This window comes from Kutzneria sp. NPDC052558 (assembly GCF_044547355.1).
In the GTDB taxonomy this organism is placed as follows: domain Bacteria; phylum Actinomycetota; class Actinomycetes; order Mycobacteriales; family Pseudonocardiaceae; genus Kutzneria.
In genome coordinates, this window is the sequence record NZ_JBIUAG010000009.1 from 305380 (window position 1) to 330527 (window position 25148).

The window sequence follows — 25148 nt, forward strand, 5'->3', positions numbered from 1 at the left end:
AAATAGCTGAACCGGTCAGTCGGCCCAGTCCACCTCGGGCGAGCGATAGTAGGAAATCCCCAGGACATCCCACCTTTGCGCCTGCGCGCCCAATCGCGTCCGATAATCGGCCCACGAATGCGTGCCGGCCGGCGACCAGCCGATTTCCGCGATGCCGGGCAGCCGCGGGAAGGCCATGTATTGGACGTCGGCCCAGGTCGGGAACACGTCGGTCCACAACGGCGCCTCCACGCCGGCGACATCGCCGGCCACGCCCGGCACGAACGTCGCCGGATCCCAGTCGTAGGCGTCGCTGACGCTGGTGTAGCCGGCCCAGTCCTGGCCGATCGGCGTGCTCGCGTCGTACTTCATGTCCAGGTAGGCCCGGTCGGCCGGCGAGAGCACCAGCTTGTTGCCGCGCTGCTGGGCCACCCGGGCCAGCGCCTCGTCGTCGGCCGAGCCGGCGGTGCCCCAGTACTGGGCGGTGGCCGTGCCGGTCAGGTCGCCGGCCTCGATCTGGTGCCAGCCGATCAGTTTCTTGCCGTGGGACAACACAATCTGCTGGGCCCGATCGATGAAGTGCTTGTAGTCGGCCGCGCTGGTGTTGACCGCCTCGTCGCCGCCGATATCGATGTAGTCGCCCGGGGTCAACGCGGCCAACTGCCCGATCACGTCGTCCAGCCACTTGTAGGTGATCTCCAGCGGCACGCAGAGCGAGCTCCAGCCCGGGTTCAGCAGCGGCGGCGCCACTCCGTCGCAGTTCAGTTCCGCGTACGAGGCCTGCGCGGCGGTGATATGCCCGGGGCTGTCGATTTCCGGAATGATTGTGACGTGCCGGCTCTCCGCGTAGCGCACGATTTCCCGGTAGTCGTCCTGCGTGTAGAAACCGCCCGGCCCGCGGCTGGCGTCGGTGCTGCCGCCGTAGCGGGCCAGGCGGGGCCAGCCGGTGATGTCGATGCGCCAGCCGTCGTTGTCGCTCAGGTGCAGGTGCAGCGTGTTCATCTTGTAGAGGGAGATCAGGTCCAGGTACTGCTCCACCTGCGCCACCGGGAAGAAGTGCCGGGCCACGTCCAGCATCGCGCCCCGCCAGGCGTACCGGGGCGTGTCGGCGACCGCCACGCCCCGCGCCGTCCACGATCCACTTTGGACGGTCTTGGCCTCGGTTTTCGCCGGCAGCAGCTGGCGGAACGTCTGCACGCCGTAGAACAGCCCCGCCGCCGTGTGCGCCGCGATCTCCACGCCCGTCGACGTCACCGTGAGCCGGTAGCCCTCGTCGCCCAGGCTCGACGGGCCGGTCAGGTCCAGCCTGATGTCCCCCGGCCTGGTGGTGTTCGTCACCGGCAGCGTGAACCCCGTCGACGGCCGGAGCAGGCCCGCCAGGTACTCCCCCGTCTGCGCCGCGCCGGCCTTCGCCACGATCCGGGTCGTCGGGCGCAGGGTGTATGTCTGCCCCGGCAACGTCACCAGGGACGACGGCTGCGGCACGATCCTGACTGGCGGGGGTGCTTGCGGCACGGCGCTCGCCGTCGGCGCGAACAGGGCCGCTGCCAGCACGGACACCGTCAGGCAGAGCACTTTCCGCATCATCGCCGACCGCCGATCTCACGCCGCTGACCTCGCTGGGAACCGCTTTCCAGGCTATCGGCGTGATCGATCCAGCGGAACCCGCCGACCTGCCGATATCGCGTTCACGTACCGGAACAGCACAGTCCGTATCCTGGGTGCATGACGTCCTCGCTGGCCCGCTGGGGCGGGACGAGCCGGCACGCCGACCTCGGCGGCCCCGTGCACTATGTCGACTTCGGCGGGCCCGCCGACGGGCCGCCCATGGTGCTCGTGCACGGGCTCGGCGGCTCGCATCTGGACTGGAGCGTGCTCGCCCCTCGGCTGACCGGCCGGTTCCGGGTGACCGCGCTCGACCTCATCGGCTACGGCCTGACTCGGCCCGACGAACGCGTGTCGACCATCGAGGCCAACACCGAACTCGTCCACGCCTTCATCGAGCAGGTGACCGGCGGGCCCGCCGTGCTCGTCGGCAACTCCATGGGCGGGCTCATCTCCGCCCGGCTCGCCGCCGCGTATCCGTCGGCGGTCGCCAAGCTCGTGCTGATCGACCCGGCGCTGCCGCTGGTGCCGCGCTCGCGGCTGGACGTCGCCGCCACCATGATCTTCGGCCGGCTGTTCCTGCCGCTGGGCCGGGCCGTGCTCGCCGCCAACCGCCTGCGCACACCCCGCCGGCAGGTGCGGGAGACGTTTCTTCGGTGCTGCGTCGACCCTTCCCGTGTGCACCCCGACCTCATCGAGGCGTTGGTCGACCTCATCACGCTTCGCGACGAGATCCCCGGCGCCCACGACGCCTTCCTCGCTTCGGCTCGATCCCTGCTCACCATCAACGGCCGCCGCCGCACCGCGTGGGCCGCCCTGCACGACATCACCGCGCCGGTGCTGTTGGTGCACGGGCAGCAGGACCGGCTCGTGTCCGTCGGGTCGGCGCGGGAGGCCGCTCGTCGCTTTCCACAGTGGACGGTTGATGTGCTGCCGGGGCTCGGTCACCTGCCCCAGATCGAGGCGCCGGATCGGGTGTCGTCCCGCATCCTCAACTGGCACGGGTAGATCGAGCGATGACCGGCCTAAGGCAGCAGGCCCAGGCCGGCCACGGCACGGCTGCCGATGGCCTCGTCGTCGCCGACGGGCCTGTCGGGACGCCACACGGCGGTGAACACCACACCGGGATCGACGAGGTCGTAGCCGGCGAAGAAAGCGGCGACCTGGTCGGGGGTGCGCAGGTTCAGGGGATGCGTGCTTTTGGTGTACATCTCCACGGCCTCGGCCACCGCGCCCGGCCAGTAGTCGAACGACAAGCTGTGGGCCACGGCCAGAAAACTGCCGGAAACGCAGGCGTCACGGTAGGCGGCGATCATGCGGGACGGGTCGTCGGCGTCCGGGATGAACGGCAGCACCTGGAGCATCAGGACGGCCAGCGGCTGGGAAAGGTCCAGCAGGCGCCGGGTTTCCGGGTGATTGAGCACCGTGTCGTGGGCGCGGACGTCGGCGTGCACGACGGTGGCGTACGGGTTGCCGGCCAGCAGGCGCTGCGACTGGGCGACGGCGACCGGCTCGTGATCCACGTAGACGACACGGTTGTCGGGGCGCACGGACTGGGCGACCTCATGCACGTTGCCGACCGTGGGAATGCCCGAGCCCAGATCGAGGAACTGCGTGATGCCGGCCTCGGCGGCCAGGAAGCGCACCACCCGTTGCAGGAACTCGCGGTTGCGCATGGCGAACTCGCGGGTCTCGGGCAAGATCGCCAGGACGCGGTCGGCGGCCTCGCGGTCGACGGCGAAATTGTGGGCGCCGCCCAGGTAGTAGTCGTACATGCGGGCCGGATTGGGGCGGCTGAGGTCCACCGAATCCTGGTCATCGTGCTCGGACATGGCGCCATTCTGGTTCACCGGGGCGCGCCCGGCCAGGCACGCCCCGGTGACCGTGTTCAGCCCGCGCTGTTGGACTTCTCGTGCAACACCGTCGTCTGGCTCATGCCGTCCAGCGCCTGCCGCACGCCCTCGGCCACGGCGGCCGACAACTGGTCGGCGGTCAGCGAACCGGTGCCCACCGGGATCGACTTCGCCAACTGGGCCGGCAGCCCCGAGATCACGGCAGCCAAGCCCTCCAGCGCCTTGCTCTTGTTCACCCGGTCGGTGAACTCCTGGTTGTTCAGGCCGATCTCGCAGCTCGCGCCCGGCCACGCCTTCAGCGTCGCCTGCCCCACCGACTCCCGGACCCCGCTGACGAACGGGCCGTCCTGGGTGGCGTACTGGGTGTTGTCTTCCAGGTTCTTCAGGAACACAGCCATGTCGTTTCCTCCCACCACTCCCGGCCGGTCCTGTTGGCCGAAATCGCTCTTCCGTTGCTCGTCGACGTCACACGTCGTGCCGTTCACGGTGATCTGGCCACCGCGCTGGTACAGGTGAATCCGCGGGTCCTGGTTCTTGCCGAAGTTCGACCAGGCGTACGACTGCCACGCGTAGGTCACCAGGTTCGCGTCCAGCGCCCACTTCACCGTGTTGTAGCCGCCGTACACGCCCATCCGGGCATGACCGACCACGGTCGCCGCGCCCGCCAGGTAATCCGCGACCGGCCCCATCTTCGCCCGCGGATCCGACGAATTCGGCGCACGGTCAAGCAATTCGAAGTCGACACAGAAGTAGATCGGCCAACCGGGCAACCCCACCGCCCGGGCCTGGGCGTCCGCCGCCCGCGCATCCTCGACGCCGGCGTTGTAGCCCAGCGCCGCCCGATGATCCTTGTCGTCCTTCTGCTTCTCCCACACCAGCACGATCGCGACCCCGTTGGCCCGCAGGTCCCGCACCTCGGCCGCGTTGATGTTGGCCCGGCCCTGGTACCCGTTCTCCACGTAGCGCGCCACGAACCCGTAACCGGCGGCCCGGATCGCCGCACCGCTCAGCCTCGGGGAGTAGAAATCCAGTCCCAACATCACGTGTCACCGTCACTCATGTCCACAGCAGCCCCCTTCAATTGCAGTGGTAGTGAGAAGTTTGGCCTACGTGCGCTCCCCCAGGTGGCCGCCTTCGACGGTAGCGCCCGAAGAGGCAGCCCAGTGGCATTTCGGATGAAACTCCCGCCACCGGCGGACATACCCCCGGGCGTCAATCCGCCATCCGGGTCCGCCGCCCCCATCCGGCCAGCGCCAGGTAGTCGGCCGCCACCAGCCCCGTCCGCGAATTGACCTTGTGCAGCAAGGCATCCCCGCCATGGCGCGCCGAGCCGGTCCCCCGTCCAGCCAGGCGAAAGCCCGGCGGCGAGATCAACTCAACGCCGCCGGGCTGGTCGTGTCACGGCCCGGGCAAGATCGCACGACGGTGCGGACAATCGGGTGCTATGCGGTGCAGTCACACATATTTGCCCATGCCGCCGGCCACGTCGATGACGGCGCCGGTGATGTAGCCGGCGCGGGAGCCGGCGACGGCGAGCCCGATTCCCTTGGAGCCGCCGGTGACGAGCGCCCGGCGGCCGGCCAGCCCGAGATCCATGTCAGTCCTCGACCGTCGACGGCTCGACCTGGGTGGCGGCGTAGTCGACGAGGGTCGACCGGGCGGGGTGAACACGTCGATCTCCTTGCACGTGGTGTCGAGCGTCCGGGCGCCATGCGGAACCCACGGCGGCACGACGGCGACGTCGCCGGCCCGCATGGTCCGGGTGACGCCGTCGATGGTGAACTCGAACTCGCCCTCGGTGACGATGACGATCTGCTCCTCGGCATGGCTGTGCACGGGGGCCTCGGTGTGCGGCTCGTACGAGGCGAAGTTGAGCAGCATGCTCTCCCCCAGCACGGGCCGGAAGTCCAAGCCGGGCACCAGGGTCATGGCCCCGACGGCCTCGACGTCGACGAACCGGCCGGAGGCGGTCGGCGTGCCGCCGCCCTCGGTGCTGAAGTGCTCCGCGCTGGTGGTCATGACGCCCGCCTCTCCCGCAGGGACCGGACGGCGGCGGCCAGCCGCGCGACGCCCTGCTCGATGTCGGACTCGGTGATCCGACTGTAGGACAGCCGAAGGTGCTCGGTGTCGCGGCTCTCGGCGAAGAAGCCGGCGCCGGGCACGAAGGCGACCTTGCTCGCCCGAGCCACGTCGGCCAGCGCCACGGTGTCCACGCCGGGAACCCGCAGCCAGCTGAAGAACCCGCCGCGCGGCACGGTCCACGTGGCCAGCCCGTCGAAGTGCCGCTCCAGCGCGCCGACGAGCGCGGCGGCCCGGTCCCGGTACAGCGAGCGGGCGAGCGGCAGGTGCGAGTCGAGGTGCCCGGCCCGCAGGTACTCCTCCAGCATCCGCTGCCCGAGCGCGCCGGCGCACTGGTCGGAGTTCTGCTTGGCCACGCACAGTCGCGCGACCACCGAGGCCGGCCCGACGGCCCAGCCCAGCCGCACGCCGGGGAAGAACACCTTGGAGAAGGTGCCGATCTGCACGACCACGTCCGGCCCGAGCGACCACAGGCTGGGCCGCGGCTCGTCGTCGAAGCCGAGCTGGCTGTACGCCACGTCCTCGACGATCAGGATGCCGTGCCGCCGGCACAGCTCGACCAGCGCGACCCGCCGCGGCACGGACATGGTGCGGCCGCTGGGGTTCTGGAAGTCGGGGATGACGTAGACGAGCTTCGGCGATGCCGGCAGCGCGGCCAGCAGCGCGCCGAAGGCGTCGACGTCGAGGCCGTCCTCGTCCAGCGGGACGCCGCGCAGCACCGGGTCGAAGGCCATGAAGCCGGAGACCGCGCCGAGATAGCTGGGCTCCTCGACGACGACCACGTCGCCGGCGTCGAGCATGGTCTTGGCGATCAGGGTGATGGCGTCGATGCCGCCGCTGGTCACCATCAGCTCGCCGTCGGCGGGACGCCGGCCGTCGGTCGCCGCCAGCCGGTCGGCCAGGGCCTCGCGGGTGCTGGCGATGCCCTCGCTCGGCGAGTACTGCAACGCCACCGCGGCGTCGGTCTCGATCAGCTTGCGGGCGATGTCGCCGACGACGTCCGTGGCGAACAGGGCGTGATCCGGGAATCCCCCGGTGAAGTTGATCAGATCTCGGGCTCCGGCCAGGGCCAGGATGCCGCCCATGAGGTCGGGCGCGGAGCGGGCCCGACGGGCCAGGCGCTCGTTCCAGTCGATCACATGCCACCCCCCACCTTGACAGCGACTTACGTTTGCCAGGAGAGTTCTGGGCTCGACCTTACATACGACGTGACCAGGCGTCCAGACACCGATCACGTGACGGAGAGTGACGATGGAGTGGGTGAAGCCGCTCGGCGGCATCGGCGAGCACGCGGCCCCGCCCGTGGAGCCGGCCCAGCTGGACGCCGTCGACCTCCAGCTGTTGCTGCTGCTGAGCCAGGACGCCCGGATCTCGCAGCGCAGCCTGGCCCGCGAGCTGGGCATGTCCGCCCCGGCGGTGGCCGACCGGATCGCCCGGCTGCACCGGCAGGGCGTGATCGAGGGCTACGGGGTGCGGCTCAACTGGAGCGCCATGGGCTACCCCACCATCGCCTACCTGACCGTCACCGCCGCCGAGGGCTTCGAGCAGGGCTCGATCATGACCGAGCTGGCCCTGCTGCCGGAGGTGGAGGAGGTCATGATCGTCACCGGCGGGGTCGACATGCTGGTGCGGGTGCGCGTGCGCGACCACACCCACCTGCGCGAGCTGCTGATCAACCGGGTCTGGCAGATCGCCGGCATCCAGCGCACCAACACCTCCCTGTCGGTGGCCGAGATGCGGCCCAAGAACACCGCCAGCGCGCTGATCGCCGACATGGTCCGGCGCGCGGAGGAAAGCGGATAACCCGAAGAGGGCCGACAACGCCGCCTCTTCGGGCAGAAGAGGGCGTTGCCCGTCCCGTTGCCGCGATCGTTGCCTGATCCCCCGAGCACGATCGACAACGGGAGCGAGATGCGTGCACGTTTAGCTTTACTGAGCGCGACCATGGTGGTGGCCGCCCTGGCCACCCCGGTCACGGCCGCGGCCGCCACGGTGTTGGGCACGGTGCCGGTGCAGGCCGGCCAACAGCTGTCCGTCTCGATCTACGACGAGGCCGGCAACGTGGTCCGCCAGCTGAGCGCGCTGAGCCAACGCACCGGCCAGTACACGGTCAGCTGGGACGGCAAGGACGACAACGGCGACGACACGCTGCCGGGCAACTACAGCTGGCGGGCCGCGGTGAGCACCGTGACCGGCGCCTACGACCGGCCGGTCGGCGACCCCGGCGTGCTGGTGGGCAACAAGCCGATGATGGCCACCGAGACCCCGAGCCAGGTCTCGGCCGTCGCCTACGACCCCGCGGGCGACCTGTTCACCGACTCCCAGTCGGAGGAGTGGGACGCGCTGCGGAAGTATCCGCCGGGCACGATCGACAACGGCAACCGCGAGTGGCTCACGCCCGGCGGCACCAACCACCGGGGCTACGCGGTCGCGGCCGACAACGACCACGTGTACGTGGCGGCCCGCCTGGACGGGGCCACCCCGAACCAGTTGGTCATCTACCGCACCAATGTCCACGCCCTCGACGCGAACACGGCCGCGGGCACGGACGCCCCGTTCTCGGCCAGCGTGCCGCACATCATCGTGAAGAGTCAGTGGACCTTCGGCCAACCCGTGATCAGCGGCATGGCCGTCGACCAGAAATACCTGCTGGTGTCCGACGACGCCACCACAAGCCTGCTGGCCTACGACAAGAACACCGGCCTGCCCGCTTCGGTCCTCAATGGACAGTCGTCGCTGCGACTGGACGGTGCGCCGCACGCCATCACGACCGACGGCAACGGCGTCTACTGGATCGTGGTCGGCAACACGGTGCAGCAGTACACAATGGACAACGCGGGCCACTTCACCGCCGGGGCGACGATCACCGACGGCCTCATCGAGCCGTACGGGGTGACCTGGGACCGGAGCAACGGCCGTTCCCTGCTGTACGTCTCCGACGCCGGCACCGGCAAGATCCGCGCGTTCGACGTGTCGGCCACCCCGCGCGACACCAAGGCCACCCAGTTCGACCACCTCGGCCTGATGGACGGCCCCGGTCCGGTCGACGACAGCCACTTCGGCTGGCAGCTGGACGGCCTGTCCGCCATGACCAAGGACGCGTCGATCGCGGTCTCCCCGGACGGAACCACCCTCGCGGTCACCGACATCTGGAACGAGCGCACGCTGTTCTTCGACACCACCACCGGCCAGGCCCGGGACGAGCGGTTCGCGGGCGTGTTCAACCCGGCCCCCGACGTCGACAACGGCACGCTGTCCAGCAGCGGCTTCGAGTTCACGACCGACAACGACGGCTCGTGGCGACTGGCCGCCAACTGGAACCCGGGCGGGCCCGTCAACACCTACATGTCGCTGATCCGCACGGTCGGCGACAAGAGGTACCTGTACGTCTTCGACAACGGCATCGTCGTGTACCGGCTCGGCGACGACGGCGGCCGCGGCGTGACGAAGGTGGCGCAGCTCACGATGCTGGCCAACGGCGTGCCCAGCTCCCAGATAGGACACGAAGGCCGCCACCTCTCACTGGTCACCGACCGGGACGGCATCAAGCCCGGCGACACGGTGACCTATACCAACTTCGACGGCTTTCTCTTCGGCAATCCGTCGGTCTGGGTCGACGCCGACGGCGCCCTGTGGTTCGCCGAGGCCGGTCACCGGGTCGAGGATCAGGCCGGCAACGCCAAGCTCACCGTCGGCATCGGCACGCTGCCGATGGAACCCACCGGCACCGCCCTGTACAACCTCGCCCGCTTCACCCTGCCGGCCAACGGCTTGCACGAGTTCGATCCGCCAACCAGCTTCGGATCTCCGAAAGGCCAGCAGATCCGGCACACCGCCGGCAGCAAGTACATCTACTCCGAAGTGGACAACGGCAGCTTCAACCAGAACGGCAACTACGCCGGCAACGCCATCGCCGTCACGGACCTGACCGCCAATGACCCAGAGGACGCCAAGAAGAAAACGTTCGTGATCCCCGGGCACTCGCCGCTCGACGGCAAGTTCCTCCAGGCCCGGGACACCATCGGCGCCATGGCCCTCGACTCCCAGGGCGGCTACCTCTACACCACCGGCTACACCTACAAGGGCCAAGAGATCACCATGCGCACCTGGGACGGCCTGCCGGTCGGGCACGCCGCCATCACGTCGCCGCGGCAGGGCACCGGCGAGATCGACAACGGCCTGTCGATGACCGCCCACACCACCAGTGATGGCCGGCATTTCGTCTACACCGAGGACGACGGCGACGAGACCAACCAGCGCTTCGTCTTCAGCAACGGCACGGTGCAGCGCTACGGCAGCGATCCGGACACCGGCAGCACCGCCGGCGACTTCCACTGGGACGGCGTCAGCACGACGCTGGACCTGAAGGCGTGGTGGAAGCTCGACGCCCAGCGGAGCAACTTCGGCTACGTCGCCGACAGCACCGGCAACAACCATTGGGGCAGCCAGGCCGCCCAGTCCAAAGTCCCGGCGGAGATCCCGGACGGTCCCCGCAACGGCGCGATGACCTTCAACGGCGAGCAGTACGTCCAGTTCACCAAGAACACCAACGGAGTCGACGCCGACAACGTGTTCACCGGCTCGACTCCCACCTCGGTGTCGCTGTGGTTCCGCACGGCCGCGGCGGGAGTCCTGCTCAGCACTCAGAACGACGGCATGGCGGTGACCGACCCCAACCGGTCGGGCCACCCACCGACGGCCGCCGTTCCCCTTTTGTACGTGGACAAAAGCAGGTATGTGCACGGCGGCGGCACCAGCCCGTCATGCCCCGGCGCGGTCTCGACCGTGCAGGTCACCGACAACGCCTGGCACAACGTCGTGTTGACCCGCACCCACAAGGACACGGACAACGACACTGCCCTGTATGTCGACGGCGCATCGCCGACGCACACGGACTGCACACCCGCAAACCAGTCGGTGACCGTGCTCGGCGACGGATACACCGGAGCCTCCACCGCCCCCTGGCCCGCCACCGACGGCGGTTACCTGCCCCTCAACGGCGCATTGGACGATGTCCGCGTCTACACCAGCCTGCTGACCGCCGACGACGCCAGGACGCTCGCGACGCCGAAGCCGCTGTCGCCGGTCTTCGCGGACTGGAGGTTCGATGAGCCCGCCGGCAGCACCACCTTCCTGGACAGCGCCGCCGAGCACGACCTGACCACCGCGCACAGCACGCAGGCGGCCGGCGGCGGCGGACTGCATTTCACCGGCGACGAGAAGGAGGAAGGCGGGACGCTGCCGGTCATCGCCAGGAAGAGCCTCACCGTGGACGCGCCGGAAACCGTCACGGTCCGGGTGCGGGTGCCGGTCGGCGGCGCGGGCGGCCCGGTGCTCGGCGAGCAGAGCGGCGCGTTTCCGGTATCCCGCCAGTATCCCTACATCGGCGGCGCCACCTCGGCGGTGTCGGCGATCAGCGTCGTGGGCGGCAAGGTGAACAGCTACCTGATGAACCTCCCGCTCAACTCGGACTGCGCCATCGCCGACGGCCAGTGGCACACCATCGCCATCACCAGCTCGGTCGACGCGGTCGGCACGACCTTCCACAACCAGCTGTACGTCAGCGGCTGCTCGACGGTCGCCAGCGCCAGTGGCGTCCAGGGGCTGAACGTCGGCTACCACACCGACATGCAGTTCGGCGCCGCACGAGTCGACGTCTCGAAGGGCGACGGTCCCTCGACCTGGAGCTACTTCGCCGGCGACATCGGCGAGGCGCAGATCTACCAGCGGGTGCTGTCCCAGAGCGAGCTGAAGGCCCTGGGGGTGGTCCCCGCTACTTAGCGAACAGCTGGGCCTCGTCGCGGAACGCCTTGAACTCCAAGGCGTTCCCGGCGGGGTCGAGCAGGAACATCGTCCACTGCTCCCCCGGCTCCCCCGCGAAACGCTGATACGGCTCGATCACGAACGCCGTGTCGGCGGCGCGGAGCTTGCCGGCCAGCACGTGGAAGTCGTCCACCGAGAGCACCAGGCCGAAATGCGGCACCGGCACGTCGTGGCCGTCCACCGGGTTGCGGCCGGCCTCGTTGCGGACGTCGGCGACGACGTGGGTGACGACCTGGTGGCCGTGGAAGTCCCAGTCCACCCAGTGCTCGGCCGACCGGCCCTCGGCCAGGCCGAGCACGCCGCCGTAGAAGGCGCGGGCCCGGGGCAGGTCGTCGACAGGGATGGCCAGGTGGAAGGCGGGGCGCGTGGTCATGCCTCCCACCTTGAAGCGCCGATGTTCGAATGTCAACATTGGGACATGAACCTGCCCAGGGCCGCCCGCCGCGGCCTGGCCGAGGAGTCGGCCGACCGGATCCGGGACGCGATCTTCGCCGGCCACTTCCCGCCCGGCGCCCCGCTGCGCGAGGTGGAGCTGGCGGCCGACCTCGACGTGAGCCGCGGTTCCGTGCGTGAAGGCCTGGCCCTGCTGGCCCGCGAGGGCCTGGTGCGCAGCGAATGGCACCGCGGCACCACCGTGATCGAGGTGACCGCGCGCGACGTGGAGGAGGTGTACACGGTCCGAGCCGCCCTCGACCGCCTGGCCGCGATCACCGCGCGGACCGCCGCCGGCCCGGACGACCTGGCCGCCCTGACACGGATCGTCGACACCATGGGGTCCGAACTCGACCGCGGCGGCCCACACGTGCTAGCCCTGGACATCGCCTTCCACGACGCGGTCTACGCCGCGTCCGGCAACAGCCGCCTGATCCAGGCCTGGCAGGCCGTGCGCTCCCAGGTGTACCTGTTCCAACTGCGCCGCGTCGCCGTCAGCCCGGGCGACTACCTCGCGCACGTCGTCGTCGAACACCGTGAGCTGGCCGAGCTGATCCGCGGCGGCCACCACGAGGTGCTGGCCCGCACGGCCGAGGACCATGTGCATTCCGCCCGCCGGGCCCTGCTGGCCCACCTGGCCAAGAACTGTCCATAAAGGACGATTGCCAGGCTCGGTATGATCGGCCGGAGCTTCGAGGGGGGAGGCCGGATGGTCGAGCATCCGCTCGCCGCGGTGACGGCGGAGGAGATCCGGGCGGTCCGCCAGGCGGTGGACAAGGCCGGGCTGGCGCGGGACAGCACCCGCTTCGTCTACGTGGGCCTGGACGAGCCGCCGAAGGCCGAGGTGCTGGCCTACGGCCACCAGAACCCGCCGACCCGCCGGTTCCGGGCGCTGACGCTGGACCTGGCCAGCCAGGTGTCGCGGGACATCCGCGTCGACGCGACGGCGGCCGAGGTGGTGTCGGTGGCCGAGCTGGACCCGGCCACCAGCGGCCAGCTGCCGGTGCTGGACGAGGAATTCGGCCTGGTGGAAGAGCTTCTGGCCACCGACGAGCGCTGGCTGGCGGCGCTGGCGGCCCGCGGTCTCGACGTGGCGAAGGTCCGGGTGGCGCCGCTGTCGGCCGGGTCGTACACCGACGAGTACCCGGACGAGGTCGGCCGGCGGCTGTTACGCGGCCTGGCTTTCGTGCAGGACAACACCACCGACGCCGCCTGGGCGCATCCGATCGACGGCCTAGTGGCCTATGTCGACACGATGAGCCGCACCGTGGACCGGGTCATCGACATCGGGCCGATGCCGATCCCCAGGGAATCGGGAAACTACGACGACCCGGTGGTGAGCGGGCCGCCGCGCACCACGCAGAAGCCGATCGAGATCACCCAGCCCGACGGCCCCAGCTTCCAGCTCGACGGCAACGTGCTGACGTGGGAGAAATGGTCGGTGCGGGTGAGCTTCGACGCCCGCGAAGGCCTTGTGCTGCACCAGATCGGCTTCGACGGCCGGCCGATCGTCTACCGGGCCTCGATCGCCGAGATGGTCGTCCCCTACGCCGATCCGTCGCCGGTGCGCTCGTGGCAGAACTACTTCGACACCGGCGAGTACCTCGTCGGCCGCTACGCCAACGCGCTGGAGCTCGGCTGCGACTGCCTGGGCGAGATCACCTACCTGGACGCGGTGATCTCCGACGAGCGGGGGGAGCCCCGGACGCTGCCCAACGCGGTCTGCATCCACGAGGAGGACGCCGGAATCCTCTGGAAGCACAGCGATCTCTGGTCGCACTCGGCCCAGGTCCGGCGGCAGCGCCGGCTGGTGGTGTCCTTCTTCACCACGGTCGGCAACTACGACTACGGCTTCTACTGGCACCTCTACCTCGATGGCGTGATCGGCTTCGAGGTCAAGGCCACCGGCGTGCCCTTCACCTCGGCCCACGACGGCGGCGACCACCCGTACGCCACGGCGATCGGCCCCGGGCTCGGCGCTCCCCTGCACCAGCACCTGTTCAGCGCCCGCCTCGACATGACCGTCGACGGAGTGTCCAACCAGGTCGAGGAAGTCGACGTGGTGCGGGTGCCCATCGGCCCGGACAACCCGCGCGGCAACGCTTTCACCACCCGCCGCACGGTCCTCGGCAGCGAGGCCGATGCCCGGCGCGACGCCGAGCCGGCCAGCAACCGGGTGTGGCACATCGTCAATCCCGAGCGGACCAACCGGCACGGCCGGCCGGTGGCCTACGCCCTGACGCCCGAAGGCCTGCCCACGCTGCTGGCCGATCCGCGGTCCTCGATCGCCCGGCGCGCAGCCTTCGCCACCCGGCACCTGTGGGTTACCCGCTACGACCCGGCCGAACGGTACCCGGCCGGCGACTTCGTCAACCAGCATCCGGGCGGGGCCGGGCTGCCGGCCTACGCCGCCCGGAATCGTTCGCTCACGAACGAGGACGTCGTCGTCTGGCACACCTTCGGCCTCACCCACGTGCCGCGCCCCGAGGACTGGCCGGTGATGCCGGTCGACCGGGCCGGCTTCACCCTCAAGCCGGTGGGCTTCTTCGACCGCAACCCCACGCTGGACGTGCCGCCGCCGAGCCACTGCCGGCATTCCTGATGGGGCAGCCGGGAGCTCTCCGCGGTTCCATCGGGATCGCCGGCATCGTCTTCCTGGTGGTCGCGGCGGCGTCCCCGCTGACCACGGTCGGCGGGGCGCTGCCGGTGATGCTGGCAATCAGCAACGGGCCGGGCGTGCCGCTGGCCTACGTCGTGGTCGCCCTGGTGCTGCTGCTGTTCAGCGTCGGCTACGCCACCATGAGCCGGCACGTCGTCGACGCCGGGGCGTTCTATGCCTACGTGACAAGGGGATTGGGCCGCACCACCGGCCTCGGCGGGGCGGGCCTGGCCCTGCTGGCCTACACCGCGATCCAGGCCGGCATCTACGGTCTGGCCGCGACCACGTCGCAGGGCCTCATCATCCGCTTCGGCGGGCCGTCGATCCCGTGGTGGATCCTGGCCGCGGTGCTGCTGGCCATCGTGGGGGCGTTGGGCTACCGCAGCATCGACCTCGGTGCGCGGGTGCTCGGCGTGATGCTGGTGCTGGAGATGGGCGTGCTGACCGTGCTCGCGGCGACGGTCCTGATCAGGGGCGGCCCCGAGGGCTACGCCGGCACGTCGTTCACGCCGTCGACCTTCTTCCACGGCGCGCCGGGCATCGCGATCATGTTCGCGGTGGCCTCGTTCATCGGCTTCGAGGGAACCGCCATCTACGGCGAGGAAGCGCGCGATCCCAGGCGCACCATCCCGTTGGCCACCTACATCGCCGTCACGCTGATCGGCGTGTTCTACACGGTGTGCAGCTGGGCGGTCGTCGTCGCCTACGGCCCGGGCCAGGTCGAGGCGGCGGCCGGGGCCGACACCTCGGGGCTGGTGTTCAGCGCCGCCGGCCGGTATCTCGGGGCCGCCTATGCCGACGTGATGAACGTGCTGCTGCTGACCAGTCTGTTCGCCGCGCTGCTGGCCTTCCACAACGCCATCGCCCGTTACCTCTATGCCTTGGGGCGGCAGGGAATCGGCCCGGCGCTGATCGCTCGCACCCATTCCCGGCACGGTTCGCCGCACATCGGCTCGCTCGTGCAGACCGGCTCGGCGGTGGTGATCCTGGCCCTGTTCGCGTTGGCCGGGGCCGATCCCGTGCTCGCGCTGTTCACGTGGATGTCCGGCCTGGCCACGATCACCATGCTGGTGCTGATGATTCTCACCGGCGTCGCGGTCATCGCCTTCTTCGCGCGGGAACGGGTCGACACCCGGGCCTGGCCCACCCGGGTCGCCCCGGCACTGGGCCTGCTCGGGCTGCTGGGCATCACCACGCTGGCGCTGGCCAACTTCACCACGTTGATCAGCGGATCCCCCACCCTGGCGGCGATTCTGCTCGCCCTCGTGGCGCTCGCCTTCGCCGGCGGCCTCATCGTGGCGCGAAGCACCGTCAGCACTTGACCGCGAGCACGATCATCTCCGTCGTCGGCACGTCCCCGGCCAGTCGCCGCTCCACCAACGTCACCCCGGCCGCGAGCCGCCGGTAGCCGGCGCCGACGTCGGCCATCCCCCGGTGGTCCGCCTCGACGGCCAGGCATAACGCGGCAAGCCGGATCGCGGCGGCGGTCTCCGCGGTGATCGGCCGCTGGCCGGTGAACACCGGCAGCGCGATCTCCTCCAGCCGTGCCGCCACCTCGCGCGGATCCCACGAACGCGGCCCGGGCTCGACGCCGTCGACCAGCTGCCGGCGCCCGTCGCGGACCAGCTCGGCCAGCGAGTCCGGTGAGACGACGTGTTCGAGGGCGTCGATGCCGGTCACCTCAACGAAGTGCCGCGCGAAATCCGCCTGGAGGGCATGCCAGTCGGCCGCCTTCGTCGGGGTGGCCCCGCGCAGCGCGATGGACAGCGCACTTCCCATGAACAAAGGGAGATCGTGGTCGGGATCAGGCGCCGCCAGCTCGCCCAGGGCCCGGGCGAACACGCTGTCCAGCGCGTGCACGCGGCCCAACACCTGCACCAGGCCGTGCGCGAGATTGCTGGCCCCGATCAAGGCGAGATCGAGTGCCAGCGCCCGGGCCGGCACGCTGCCACCGACCAGGGAACCGGCCTGGCCCAGCCCGTGGGCGAGATCCCGGACCAGTTCCAGCATCAGGTCGTGGGCCAGGCTCTTGTCGCTGGACGACGCGGTGTCGCTGGCACGGAGATCGGGCACGGCGTCGTTGCCGGGGGCGCGGGCCAACGCCCGGGCGAAGTCGACCTTGCTGTCTCGGGCGAGTTCCCGCGCCCGCGACCGGGTCCGCGTCAGCGCACGCAGGGTCTCGATGTCGAGATCCCGGCTCAGATCGAGCGCATGGGTCAGATTGAGCGCGCTGTCCAGTTCGCGGGCCAACTCCAAGCCCTGGTTGAGATCCTTGGTCATGCTGGTGTCCAAGGGCAGGGCGCTGTCCAGCGCCACCGCGCGGGCCCGGGCCAACGCCGGCAGCGCCACGACGGACCGGATCAGCAGCAGGCGAGCCAGGGTCGAGGTCAGCCGCTGGATGTCGGCGGTGACGTAGCGGACCAGGACCTCGGCCGTGACGGCATGCGGATGTTCGTCGGTCGGCGTCCACAGCTCCGGGCCGTGCAGCCACACCGGGGCCGTCAGCGTGCGGCGGAACGGCGGATGCTCCACTTCCTCGCGGGTCGGCAGCCGCAGCGCGGGCTCGCCGCCGAGGATCGAGTCGACCCAGCGGAGGAACGCCGCCGCCTCCTGCCCGTGCACACCCTGGACCGGATCGTCGCTGGCCCAGTCCAGTTTCCACGACTCCTCCGGCGGCGGCCGCCCGACCTCCTGCAGGAACAGGCGATACAGCGTGGTGGTGACCGGCCGCGAGCAGCCGCGCACGGTGTCGCCGGCCGGTGCCAGCCGGCGCAGGTGGCTGGTCACCATGACCCCGACCAGGAATCGCCGCCGCCGAGGATCGGTGTCCGGATCGAACACGGAATCCAGCAGGCGCGCCAACCGGTCGCGCAGTTCGGGGGCGATCGCGCTGGGCTGGGCCGCGCAGTCGAAGGCCAGCATGAGCGCGGCGACGCCGTCGGATTCCAGGCAGGCGCGGATGATCGGGTCCGCGTCGGCCCGGGCCGCGTACAGCAGCGTGGTCTCCCGCCACCACACGTCGTCGACCGCCTCGGTCAGCACGGCGACCAGGCCGTTCTCCCGGATGTGGCTGGCGGCCAGGTATTCCTGAAAGGTCACGTGGGCGAAGGAGTACAGGCCGTTCTCACGCTCGATCAGCAGGCCGTTGGTGGCGATGTCGGCCAGCGCCTCCGCGGCGGTCAGCTCGCGGGGCAGCCGGCACAGCTCCGGCTCGAACACGCTCAGCACCGCGTCGGCGGGCAGGTCCCGGACTCGGCGGGTCATCATCGTGAAGGCCAACGCCCGCAACAACAATTCCTTGCGATCGCCGCTCAGCTTGGCCTCCGGCCGGCGGCCGAGCATGACCTGGCAGATCTCGGCGTACAGCTGCCAGCGGCTGTCCGGGAGCTCGCCGCGGAAGCGGTGCACGTTGGCGATCATCGTCAGCAGCATCGGGTTGGCGGTCAGGTCGTACAGCGCCGGCGCGTCCTTGAGCCGGACCAGCAGGCTCTCGGCGGCCGCGGCGGCGCGGCGGCGCGCGGAGGAGAAGTCCTGGTTCTTGCGGTAGCGCTCGAGGGCGAGTTCGTGGGCGAGATACCAGCGGCGGACGAAATCCGCGGCCTGCTCCTCGGTGAGCCGCCGCATCTGCAACACGGTCGCGCCCTCGATCCGAGCCGCGAGATAGCCGTGTGGCCGCGAGGTGACCAGGAAGTCGTTGCGGGGAAAGCGTTTGATCTGGCGCTCCACCCAGGCGGCGACGGCGAGACGATCCCCCTGGCTGGCCACTTCGTCCAGGCCGTCCAGCAACACCACGCAGTCGCCGGCCGCCAGCCGGCGCTCGAACCAGGCGGTCGCCTCCTGGCCGTGATCGCCGAGCGTCGAGCCCACCACCGCCGGCAGCGCCACGCCCGGGTCCGCCGCGATCGTCTTCGCGTGGTCACGCAGGAACAGCAGCACCGGGGTCGAACGCGGTGATCGGCCCCGGGGTGATCGACACAGCTGCCAGGCTGTGTGCAGCAACAACGTCGTCTTGCCGGTGCCCGGGCCGCCGATGATCGCGATCACCGCCGGGTTCGGATCGGCGAGGTAGCGGGCGATCCCCAGCTCGTCGGCCGGCTCGGCGCGGTCGTCCGACAGCACGCCGGCCGGCACGTTGTGCGGGGCCTGCGGGGCCAGCCCCACGTCCACGAACACCTCGTCCAGCTCCGGCGAGTAGAACCCGACCGTCACGAATCCCTTGTCGTCGATGTGCCGCAACACTTCCAGCATCGACTTGCGGTACCGGCGGCCGAAGCCCGAGACCCGGCGCAGCAGCTCCTGGTCCAGCCACTCCACCGCCCGCCCGCGCCACCGCTTGGCCAGCTCGCCGCCGATGTCCCCGGCGAAGGCCACCACCGCCAGCAGGGCCTCGTAGCCGATCATGGTCACGACCGTCAGCGCCGGCTGGTCCACCGCCAGCGGCTGGAAGGACGCCAGCACCGGCACGCCGACGGCCGCCGCCAGCAGGCTGCCGCGGGCCACCCACCGTCCCGTTCCGGCCACGCCCGACCACCCCCGGTGCAGGATTTTCGGAAAAATCGGATGGTACGGATCGACCGGGGCGAATTCTCCCGCGAATCAGGGATCCGGCACTCGCCCGATCGGGTGGCCGCGTTCGGCTCGACAGCCGCGTGCGCTTCCGGCCGACCGCTCCCCCGCCCCTGGCTCTCTACGCAGTTCTGCGCATGGTGGCCGCCGGCGGGCCTTGGCAGTCTTCGGCCGGGCGGCGAATCCCGCCGTCCCTGAGGAAAGGATCATGTGGGTGTCTCGACCAGGACGACTGGGTGTGGTGGCGATCGTCGTTCCCGGACTGGTGATGGCGCTGACCGCGACCCCGGCCAGCGCCGACACGGACTGGTACCAGTTCGTCAGCAAATGGAGCGGCAAGTGCATGGACCTGCGTGATCAGGAGGCCGACAGCACCACCCCGCACGTCCAGCAGTGGTCGTGCAAGGACAACGTGTCCAACCAGCAGTGGTCGCCGGTGTTGCAGACCAACGGCACCACCTCGTTCGTCAGCAAGCGCACCGGCAAGTGCCTGAGCGTCGACGGCCACGCCGACTTCGCGGGCGCGCTGCTGGTGACGCAGTCCTGCTTCGCGGCCGACGCCTGGCAGCAGTGGCGGTTCGTCACGAACCCGTTCCCCAACGCCAGCGGATCGGCGTGGCTGGTGAACGCCCACAGCGGCAAGTGCGTGGAGCTGCCGGGCTGGAACACCGACAACGGCCTGCTGCTGGCCCAGTCGGACTGCGTCGGCGGGTGGAAGCAGTACTGGAACAGCATCGGCCTATGACCGGAGGGCCGGTCGCGCCCCCGCGCGGCCGGCCCGCGATGCTAGGCCCGGTAAGGGTCGTCCTCGGGCAGCCAACCGTCCACTTCGGACTCCACGCCCCGCACCACGGCCTCCACCGTGTCGAACACGACCCGCCGCACCTCGTCCCGGCGCCACACCAGCGACCAGGTCCACAGCGGCGTCGGGTCGACGATCGGCCGCCGCACCAGATCCGGCGGCAGCAAAACCTCCTGTCCCTTGGGCGAGTTGAGCACCGGCCGCCGCAGCCGCCGCACGTGGTCCACGAACGCCTCGCCGGTGATGCCGCCGTCGGAGATCCGCACGATCTTCGCCCCGGTGTGGCGGGCGAAGTCCTCCGCGTAGACGTTCCACGAGGACCACGAGGTCTGGTCGTCGTCGACCGGCACGAGCACGTCCGCCGCCCGCACCGGCCGCTCGTCCTCGCCGATGCCGACGGCGTGCAGGCGGTCCACCCCGAGCAGCCGCGAGGCGAGGCCGTGACGGGTCAGGTCCTGCTTGCGCACCCAGCAGATGGCCAGGTCCAGACTGCCCTCGGCGACCCGGGCCGCCTGCGCGTGCGAGGGCACGACCCAGGTGTCGACGATCAGCTCCGCCACCGCCGCCGCCCGCGCCCGCAGGTCGACCGGCCGCCAGTTCACGTAGCCGAGCCGCACCTGCTCGGTGCCGGCCAGCCGCCCGGCCCGCCGCTTGAGGTCGTCGGCCCGCGCCAGCAGCGCCCTGGTCGGCGGCAGCAGCTCGGCCCCGGCCGAGGTCAGAGTCACGCCCCGGCGGTTGCGGTCGAACAGCGCCACCCCGAGATCCCGTTCCAGCGCCTTGATCTGCTGCGACAGCGACGGCCCGGCGATCAGCAGCCGCTCGGCCGCCCGCCCGAAGTGCAGCTCGTCGGCGACCGCGACGAAGTACCTCAGCTGCCGTAGCTCCACGAACCGATCCTAAGAGGCCAGGCCTATCACAGGCGAGTCAGCCGGTCGTGGCGTCGCCGCAGCCCCGGGCCCAGGATTGGGGGCATGAAGGACTTCGTCGTCACCATCACCACCACCATTCCGGACGGCACCGACCCGGCCGAGGTCGACCGTCGCCGCGCGGCCGAGCACGAGCGGGCCAAGGAGCTCGCGGCCACGGGCCGCCTGTACCGGATCTGGCGGCCGGCCGGGGAGAAGCGCAGCATCGGGATCTGGCGGGCCGAGGACCGGCAGGACCTGCTGGACAACGTGCTGGGCACGCTGCCGCTGTGGCCGTGGATGAGCCCGGAGATCGTGGAGCTGGAGTCGCACCCGAACGACCCCGTGCTGAACCAGTGGTGACCATCGCCCCGCCGCGCACGCCCTGGCTGCACGTCGGGCGGTCGGCGGCGGCGCTGGCCACCAGCATGGGCATCGGACGGTTCGTCTACACGCCGATCCTGCCGCTGATGACCGCGCAGGCCGGCCTGTCGGCCCAGGGCGGGGCGGCGTTGGCGACCTCGAACTACGTCGGCTACCTGGTCGGGGCCCTCGCCGGGGCGCTGCCGGTGGTCCGCCGGCCGGCCGCGGCCCGGGCCTCGCTGGTGGCCATCGTCGTCACGCTGGCGGCGATGCCGTTGACCCACAACGTGATCCTGTGGATCCTGCTCAGGTTCATCGCCGGCCTCGCCAGCGCGGTGACGTTCGTCGCCGCCGTCGGCTCGGCCCTGCACCACCTCCGCGAGCATCCCGCGCACCTGCCGGGCTGGGCGTTCGGCGGGATCGGCGGCGGCATCGCGCTTTCCGGCGTTGTGGTGCTGGTGCTGCGCGCGGTCGGCGACTGGTCGACGGCGTGGTGGTCGAGCGCGGCACTGGCCGCATTGTTCGCGATCCCGGCCTGGGGCATGCATCCCGAGCCGGAAATTCAGTCCACTGTGGACATCGTAAGCGGCTCGACCCGGCAGTTCGCAGCGCTGTTCACCAGCTACAGCCTGGAAGGCGTCGGCTACATCATCGCCGGCACGTTCCTGGTCGCCGCCATCGACCAGACCTCGCCCGGCTGGCTCGGCAGCGGCGCGTGGGTGATCGTCGGGCTCGCCGCCACCCCGTCGGCCGCCCTGTGGGCGTGGCTGGGGCGGCGCTGGTCGCGGCCGTGGCTGCTGGTCGTTGCCCTGCTGGTGCAGGCGATCGGCGTTGCCCTGCCGGCACTTCTGGACAACGTGGCCGGTGCGCTGGTGGCCGCCGTGCTGTTCGGCGGCACCTTCATCGGCATCGCCACGCTGTCCCTGGCCACCGGCGCCGAGCTGCGCTTCCCACGCTCGGTGGCGCTGCTGACCGCCGGCTACTCGGCCGGCCAGATCATCGGCCCGCTGGCGGCAGCCCCGTTGCTGCACAACGGATACCAGCCGGCGCTGGTGTTGGCCGCCGCGGTCCTGGTGGCCGCGGCCGCGGCGGCCGGCGTGCTGGCCAAGCGCTAGCGGGAGCCGTTTCCGTTGCTACGACGGGCCGAGGTCGCGCGGCCGGCCTCCAGCCGGGCCACCGGCACCCGGAACGGCGAGCACGACACGTAGTCCAGGCCGACCTCGTTGAAGAACTGCACGCTGTCGGGGTCGCCGCCGTGCTCGCCGCACACGCCCAGCTTCAGGCCCGGCCGCTGGGCCCGGCCCTTCTCCGAGGCGATCCGCACCAGCTCGCCGACGCCGTCCCGGTCGATCGACTCGAACGGGCTGATGCCGAAGATGCCCTTCTCCAGGTACGCCGAGAAGAACGCCGCCTCCACGTCGTCGCGGGAGAAGCCCCACGTGGTCTGGGTGAGGTCGTTGGTGCCGAAGGAGAAGAACTCGGCCGCCTCGGCGATCTGGTCGGCGGTCAGGGCGGCCCGGGGCAGCTCGATCATGGTGCCGATGAGGAACTCCAGGTGCGTGGTCTCGGCCTCGCGGACCTCGCGGGCCACCTGGATGATGTCCTGCTTGACCGTCTCGAACTCCTGCACGTTGGCCACCAGCGGCACCATGATCTCCACCCGCGGCACGCCGCCGGCCTTGATCCGGTGCGCGGCCGCCTCCAGGATGGCCCGGGCCTGCATCTGGAACAGGCCGGGAATGACCACGCCGAGCCGCACGCCGCGCAGGCCCAGCATCGGGTTCTGCTCGTGCAGCCGGTGCACGGCCTGCAACAGCCGCAGGTCGTTCTCCCGGTTCTCGCCGCGGGACTCGGCCACCGCGACCCGCACCGACAGCTCGGTGATGTCGGGCAGGAACTCGTGCAGCGGCGGGTCGAGCAGCCGGATCGTGACCGGCAGGCCGTCCATGGCCTCCAGCAGCTCGATGAAGTCGTTGCGCTGCAACGGCAGCAGCTCGCCGAGCTGGCGCTCCCGCTCCTCGTCGGTGTCGGCCAGGATCAGCCGCTCGACCAGGGCCCGGCGCTCGCCCAGGAACATGTGCTCGGTCCGGCACAGGCCGATGCCCTGCGCGCCGAACCGCCGGGCCCGGGCGGCGTCCTCCGGGGTGTCGGCGTTGGTGCGCACGGCCATCCGCCGCACGCCGTCGGCGTGGCCCATCAGCCGGTGCACGGCCCGCACCAGGTCGTCGGCCTCCTCGGCGTCCGGGTCGATCTCGCCCTCGAAGTACCGCACCACCGGCGAGTCCACCACCGGCACCTCGCCCAGGAACACCTCGCCGGTCGCGCCGTCGATGGAGATCACGTCGCCCTCGTGCACGGTGACGCCGTGCGGGGCGCGCAGCACCCGCTCCTTGGTGTTGACGTCGAGCTCCTCCGCGCCGCAGACGCAGGTCTTGCCCATGCCGCGGGCCACCACCGCCGCGTGCGAGGTCTTGCCGCCGCGGCTGGTCAGGATGCCGTTGGCGGCGATCATGCCGTTGAGGTCGTCGGGGTTGGTCTCGCGGCGGACCAGGATGACCTTCTCGCCCGACCGCGACCACTTGACCGCCGTGTAGGAGTCGAACACCACCTTGCCCACCGCCGCGCCGGGCGAGGCGTTCATGCCCTGGCCGATCTTGCGGCGGTCGGCCTTCTCGTCGAAGCGCGGGAACATCAGCTGGGCCAGCTGCGCGCCGGTGACCCGGGCCAGCGCCTCGGTCATGTCGATCAGGCCCTGGTCCACCAGCTGGGTGGCGATCCGGAAGGCGGCCGCGGCGGTGCGCTTGCCGACCCGGGTCTGGAGCATCCACAGCTTGCCGCGCTCGATGGTGAACTCGATGTCGCACAGGTCGCGGTAGTGCTCCTCCAGCGTCTGCATGATCTGGAGCAGCTCGTCGTAGGAGCGCTTGTCGATGGTCTCCAGGTCGCGCAGCGGCACGGTGTTGCGGATGCCGGCGACCACGTCCTCGCCCTGGGCGTTCTGGAGGTAGTCGCCGTAGATGCCCTGCGCGCCGCTGGCCGGGTCACGGGTGAAGGCCACGCCGGTGCCGGAGTCGTCGCCCATGTTGCCGAACACCATCGCCACGATGTTGACCGCGGTGCCCAGGTCCGACGGGATGCGCTCCTGGCGGCGGTAGATCACCGCGCGCTCGGTGTTCCACGAGTCGAAGACCGCCCGCACGGCCAGGTCCATCTGCTCGCGGGGCTGCTGCGGGAAGTCCCGGCCGGCGTGCTCGTGGACGACCTTCTTGTAGACCTCGACCAGCTCCCGCAGGTCGCCGGCGTCCAACTCCACGTCGTTCTTGACGCCCTTGGCCTGTTTCGCGGCCTCGATGGCGTCCTCGAAGTGCTCGCCGTCGATGCCCAGCACCGTCTTGCCGAACATCTGGATCAGCCGGCGGTACGAGTCGTAGGCGAACCGCTCGTTGCCGGCCTGCGCGGCCAGCCCGTGCACCGACTCGTCGTTCAGGCCCACGTTCAGGACCGTTTCCATCATGCCCGGCATGGAGAACTTCGCGCCGCTGCGCACCGACACCAGCAGCGGGTCGTTCGCGTCGCCGAGCGTCTTGCCCATGTTCTGTTCGAGCTTGGCCAGCTGTTCGGAGACCTCGTCGGCCAGCCCGTCGGGAAACTCCCGATCGGCCAGATAGCCCAGGCAGGCCTCGGTGGTGATGGTGAATCCGGGCGGCACCGGCAGGCCCAGCCGCGTCATCTCGCCCAGATTCGCCCCCTTGCCGCCGAGCAGGTCCTTCATGTCCTTGTTGGCTTCGGCGAAGGCGTAGACGAACTTGGGCACGGCGGGGCCTCCTCGGCTGGACGACAGATCATCCAGTGTTGGACCGGGGAGGCACCCCCGCAATCGCAGGTGGCCGCGCTAACACCCGTTTGCGATCCAAATCGGTTCAGTTCTCGATACAGTTCGCGGCCATTCCCAACACGTGTTCCGCGAAACGTGTTTCCGATAACACGTCGGTCAGATTGTGGTCCAGGGGCCGAAGGCGGTGCCGGGGTGGCCGGCGTTGCCGGTGGCCTGGAGGAGGCCGGTGGTGGTGTGGACGTAGATG

General features: G+C 70.4%; 18 protein-coding genes. 9 read left to right on the forward strand and 9 right to left on the reverse strand.

What is annotated here, in order from left to right:
* Positions 1-15: 15 nt before the first annotated feature.
* Positions 16-1563 carry a beta-N-acetylhexosaminidase gene (locus tag ACIG5F_RS19325; protein WP_396519152.1) on the reverse strand — a complete coding sequence of 516 codons (1548 nt, stop codon included), beginning with the start codon at positions 1561-1563 and terminating at the stop codon, positions 16-18.
* 141 nt (positions 1564-1704) lie between these two features.
* Between ACIG5F_RS19325 and ACIG5F_RS19330 the strand changes: the two genes are divergently transcribed.
* A complete protein-coding gene (locus ACIG5F_RS19330; protein ID WP_396519154.1) occupies positions 1705-2592 on the forward strand; it encodes an alpha/beta fold hydrolase in 888 nt (295 codons plus the stop codon).
* A gap of 17 nt (positions 2593-2609) precedes the next feature.
* Here ACIG5F_RS19330 and ACIG5F_RS19335 read toward each other — a convergent pair whose 3' ends face one another.
* From ACIG5F_RS19335 to ACIG5F_RS19350, 4 genes are all read right to left on the reverse strand, one after another.
* Positions 2610-3416 carry an SAM-dependent methyltransferase gene (locus ACIG5F_RS19335; protein WP_396519155.1) on the reverse strand — a complete coding sequence of 269 codons (807 nt, stop codon included), beginning with the start codon at positions 3414-3416 and terminating at the stop codon, positions 2610-2612.
* Positions 3417-3472: 56 nt separating this feature from the next.
* Positions 3473-4477 (reverse strand): glycoside hydrolase domain-containing protein, encoded by a 1005-nt coding sequence (locus tag ACIG5F_RS19340; RefSeq protein WP_396519157.1) that lies wholly within the window; start codon positions 4475-4477, stop codon positions 3473-3475.
* Between the two features lie 415 nt (positions 4478-4892).
* Positions 4893-5456 carry a cupin domain-containing protein gene (locus ACIG5F_RS19345; RefSeq protein WP_396519159.1) on the reverse strand — a complete coding sequence of 188 codons (564 nt, stop codon included), beginning with the start codon at positions 5454-5456 and terminating at the stop codon, positions 4893-4895.
* Entirely contained in the window at positions 5453-6655 is a 1203-nt protein-coding gene (locus ACIG5F_RS19350) for a PLP-dependent aminotransferase family protein (protein WP_396519161.1), read from the reverse strand. The genes ACIG5F_RS19345 and ACIG5F_RS19350 overlap by 4 nt, the downstream gene beginning before the upstream one ends.
* Before the next feature lie 112 nt (positions 6656-6767).
* On the opposite strand from ACIG5F_RS19350, the gene ACIG5F_RS19355 reads away from it, so the two are divergent.
* Together ACIG5F_RS19355 and ACIG5F_RS19360 are read left to right on the forward strand one after the other, a co-directional pair.
* Positions 6768-7319 carry an Lrp/AsnC family transcriptional regulator gene (locus ACIG5F_RS19355; RefSeq protein ID WP_396519163.1) on the forward strand — a complete coding sequence of 184 codons (552 nt, stop codon included), beginning with the start codon at positions 6768-6770 and terminating at the stop codon, positions 7317-7319.
* Between the two features lie 108 nt (positions 7320-7427).
* Positions 7428-11297, forward strand: a complete 3870-nt coding sequence (locus ACIG5F_RS19360) for a LamG-like jellyroll fold domain-containing protein (protein ID WP_396519165.1) — start codon at positions 7428-7430, stop codon at positions 11295-11297.
* Here ACIG5F_RS19360 and ACIG5F_RS19365 read toward each other — a convergent pair.
* Positions 11290-11712, reverse strand: coding sequence for a VOC family protein (locus tag ACIG5F_RS19365; protein ID WP_396519167.1), 423 nt, complete (start codon positions 11710-11712; stop codon positions 11290-11292). The genes ACIG5F_RS19360 and ACIG5F_RS19365 overlap by 8 nt on opposite strands.
* A gap of 45 nt (positions 11713-11757) precedes the next feature.
* Between ACIG5F_RS19365 and ACIG5F_RS19370 the strand changes: the two genes are divergently transcribed.
* Genes ACIG5F_RS19370 through ACIG5F_RS19380 form a run of 3 tightly spaced genes read left to right on the forward strand, consistent with a single transcriptional unit; the run spans position 11758 to position 15752 of the window.
* The gene (locus ACIG5F_RS19370) at positions 11758-12426 is read left to right on the forward strand and encodes a GntR family transcriptional regulator (RefSeq protein ID WP_396519169.1); all 669 of its coding nucleotides are present in this window, start codon (positions 11758-11760) and stop codon (positions 12424-12426) included.
* A gap of 54 nt (positions 12427-12480) precedes the next feature.
* A complete protein-coding gene (locus tag ACIG5F_RS19375) occupies positions 12481-14373 on the forward strand; it encodes a primary-amine oxidase (protein ID WP_396519171.1) in 1893 nt (630 codons plus the stop codon).
* Complete coding sequence (locus ACIG5F_RS19380) at positions 14373-15752, forward strand: APC family permease (protein ID WP_396519173.1); 1380 nt, start codon at positions 14373-14375, stop codon at positions 15750-15752. The genes ACIG5F_RS19375 and ACIG5F_RS19380 overlap by 1 nt, the downstream gene beginning before the upstream one ends.
* Here the strand turns inward: ACIG5F_RS19380 and ACIG5F_RS19385 are convergent.
* Complete coding sequence (locus tag ACIG5F_RS19385; protein ID WP_396519175.1) at positions 15742-18951, reverse strand: NACHT domain-containing protein; 3210 nt, start codon at positions 18949-18951, stop codon at positions 15742-15744. The two genes, ACIG5F_RS19380 and ACIG5F_RS19385, sit on opposite strands and share 11 nt — an antisense overlap.
* 259 nt (positions 18952-19210) lie before the next feature.
* Here ACIG5F_RS19385 and ACIG5F_RS19390 point away from each other — a divergent pair, with 259 nt between their 5' ends.
* The gene (locus ACIG5F_RS19390) at positions 19211-19741 is read left to right on the forward strand and encodes an RICIN domain-containing protein (RefSeq protein WP_396519177.1); all 531 of its coding nucleotides are present in this window, start codon (positions 19211-19213) and stop codon (positions 19739-19741) included.
* 41 nt (positions 19742-19782) lie between these two features.
* Here ACIG5F_RS19390 and ACIG5F_RS19395 read toward each other — a convergent pair whose 3' ends face one another.
* Entirely contained in the window at positions 19783-20685 is a 903-nt protein-coding gene (locus ACIG5F_RS19395; RefSeq protein ID WP_396519179.1) for a LysR family transcriptional regulator, read from the reverse strand.
* 84 nt (positions 20686-20769) lie between these two features.
* Here ACIG5F_RS19395 and ACIG5F_RS19400 point away from each other — a divergent pair, with 84 nt between their 5' ends.
* Together ACIG5F_RS19400 and ACIG5F_RS19405 are read left to right on the forward strand one after the other, a co-directional pair.
* Entirely contained in the window at positions 20770-21066 is a 297-nt protein-coding gene (locus tag ACIG5F_RS19400; protein WP_396519181.1) for a muconolactone Delta-isomerase family protein, read from the forward strand.
* Entirely contained in the window at positions 21060-22181 is a 1122-nt protein-coding gene (locus ACIG5F_RS19405; RefSeq protein ID WP_396519183.1) for a YbfB/YjiJ family MFS transporter, read from the forward strand. The genes ACIG5F_RS19400 and ACIG5F_RS19405 overlap by 7 nt, the downstream gene beginning before the upstream one ends.
* On the opposite strand, the gene ppdK is transcribed toward ACIG5F_RS19405, so the two are convergent.
* On the reverse strand, positions 22178-24880 hold the full coding sequence (ppdK, locus tag ACIG5F_RS19410; protein ID WP_396519185.1) for a pyruvate, phosphate dikinase: 2703 nt from the start codon (positions 24878-24880) through the stop codon (positions 22178-22180). The genes ACIG5F_RS19405 and ppdK overlap by 4 nt on opposite strands.
* Positions 24881-25148: the final 268 nt, after the last annotated feature.

Bases quoted from the DNA above. Each gene is read 5' to 3' on its own strand.
- ACIG5F_RS19360 (WP_396519165.1), top strand. From the start codon at position 7,428: ATGCGTGCACGTTTAGCTTTACTGAGCGCGACCATGGTGGTGGCCGCC.
- ACIG5F_RS19355 (WP_396519163.1), top strand. From the start codon at position 6,768: ATGGAGTGGGTGAAGCCGCTCGGCGGCATCGGCGAGCACGCGGCCCCG.
- ACIG5F_RS19330 (WP_396519154.1), top strand. From the start codon at position 1,705: ATGACGTCCTCGCTGGCCCGCTGGGGCGGGACGAGCCGGCACGCCGAC.
- ACIG5F_RS19380 (WP_396519173.1), top strand. From the start codon at position 14,373: ATGGGGCAGCCGGGAGCTCTCCGCGGTTCCATCGGGATCGCCGGCATC.
- ACIG5F_RS19375 (WP_396519171.1), top strand. From the start codon at position 12,481: ATGGTCGAGCATCCGCTCGCCGCGGTGACGGCGGAGGAGATCCGGGCG.
- ACIG5F_RS19400 (WP_396519181.1), top strand. From the start codon at position 20,770: ATGAAGGACTTCGTCGTCACCATCACCACCACCATTCCGGACGGCACC.
- ACIG5F_RS19340 (WP_396519157.1), bottom strand. From the start codon at position 4,477: ATGTTGGGACTGGATTTCTACTCCCCGAGGCTGAGCGGTGCGGCGATC.
- ACIG5F_RS19370 (WP_396519169.1), top strand. From the start codon at position 11,758: ATGAACCTGCCCAGGGCCGCCCGCCGCGGCCTGGCCGAGGAGTCGGCC.
- ACIG5F_RS19345 (WP_396519159.1), bottom strand. From the start codon at position 5,456: ATGACCACCAGCGCGGAGCACTTCAGCACCGAGGGCGGCGGCACGCCG.
- ACIG5F_RS19335 (WP_396519155.1), bottom strand. From the start codon at position 3,416: ATGTCCGAGCACGATGACCAGGATTCGGTGGACCTCAGCCGCCCCAAT.
- ACIG5F_RS19365 (WP_396519167.1), bottom strand. From the start codon at position 11,712: ATGACCACGCGCCCCGCCTTCCACCTGGCCATCCCTGTCGACGACCTG.
- ACIG5F_RS19325 (WP_396519152.1), bottom strand. From the start codon at position 1,563: ATGCGGAAAGTGCTCTGCCTGACGGTGTCCGTGCTGGCAGCGGCCCTG.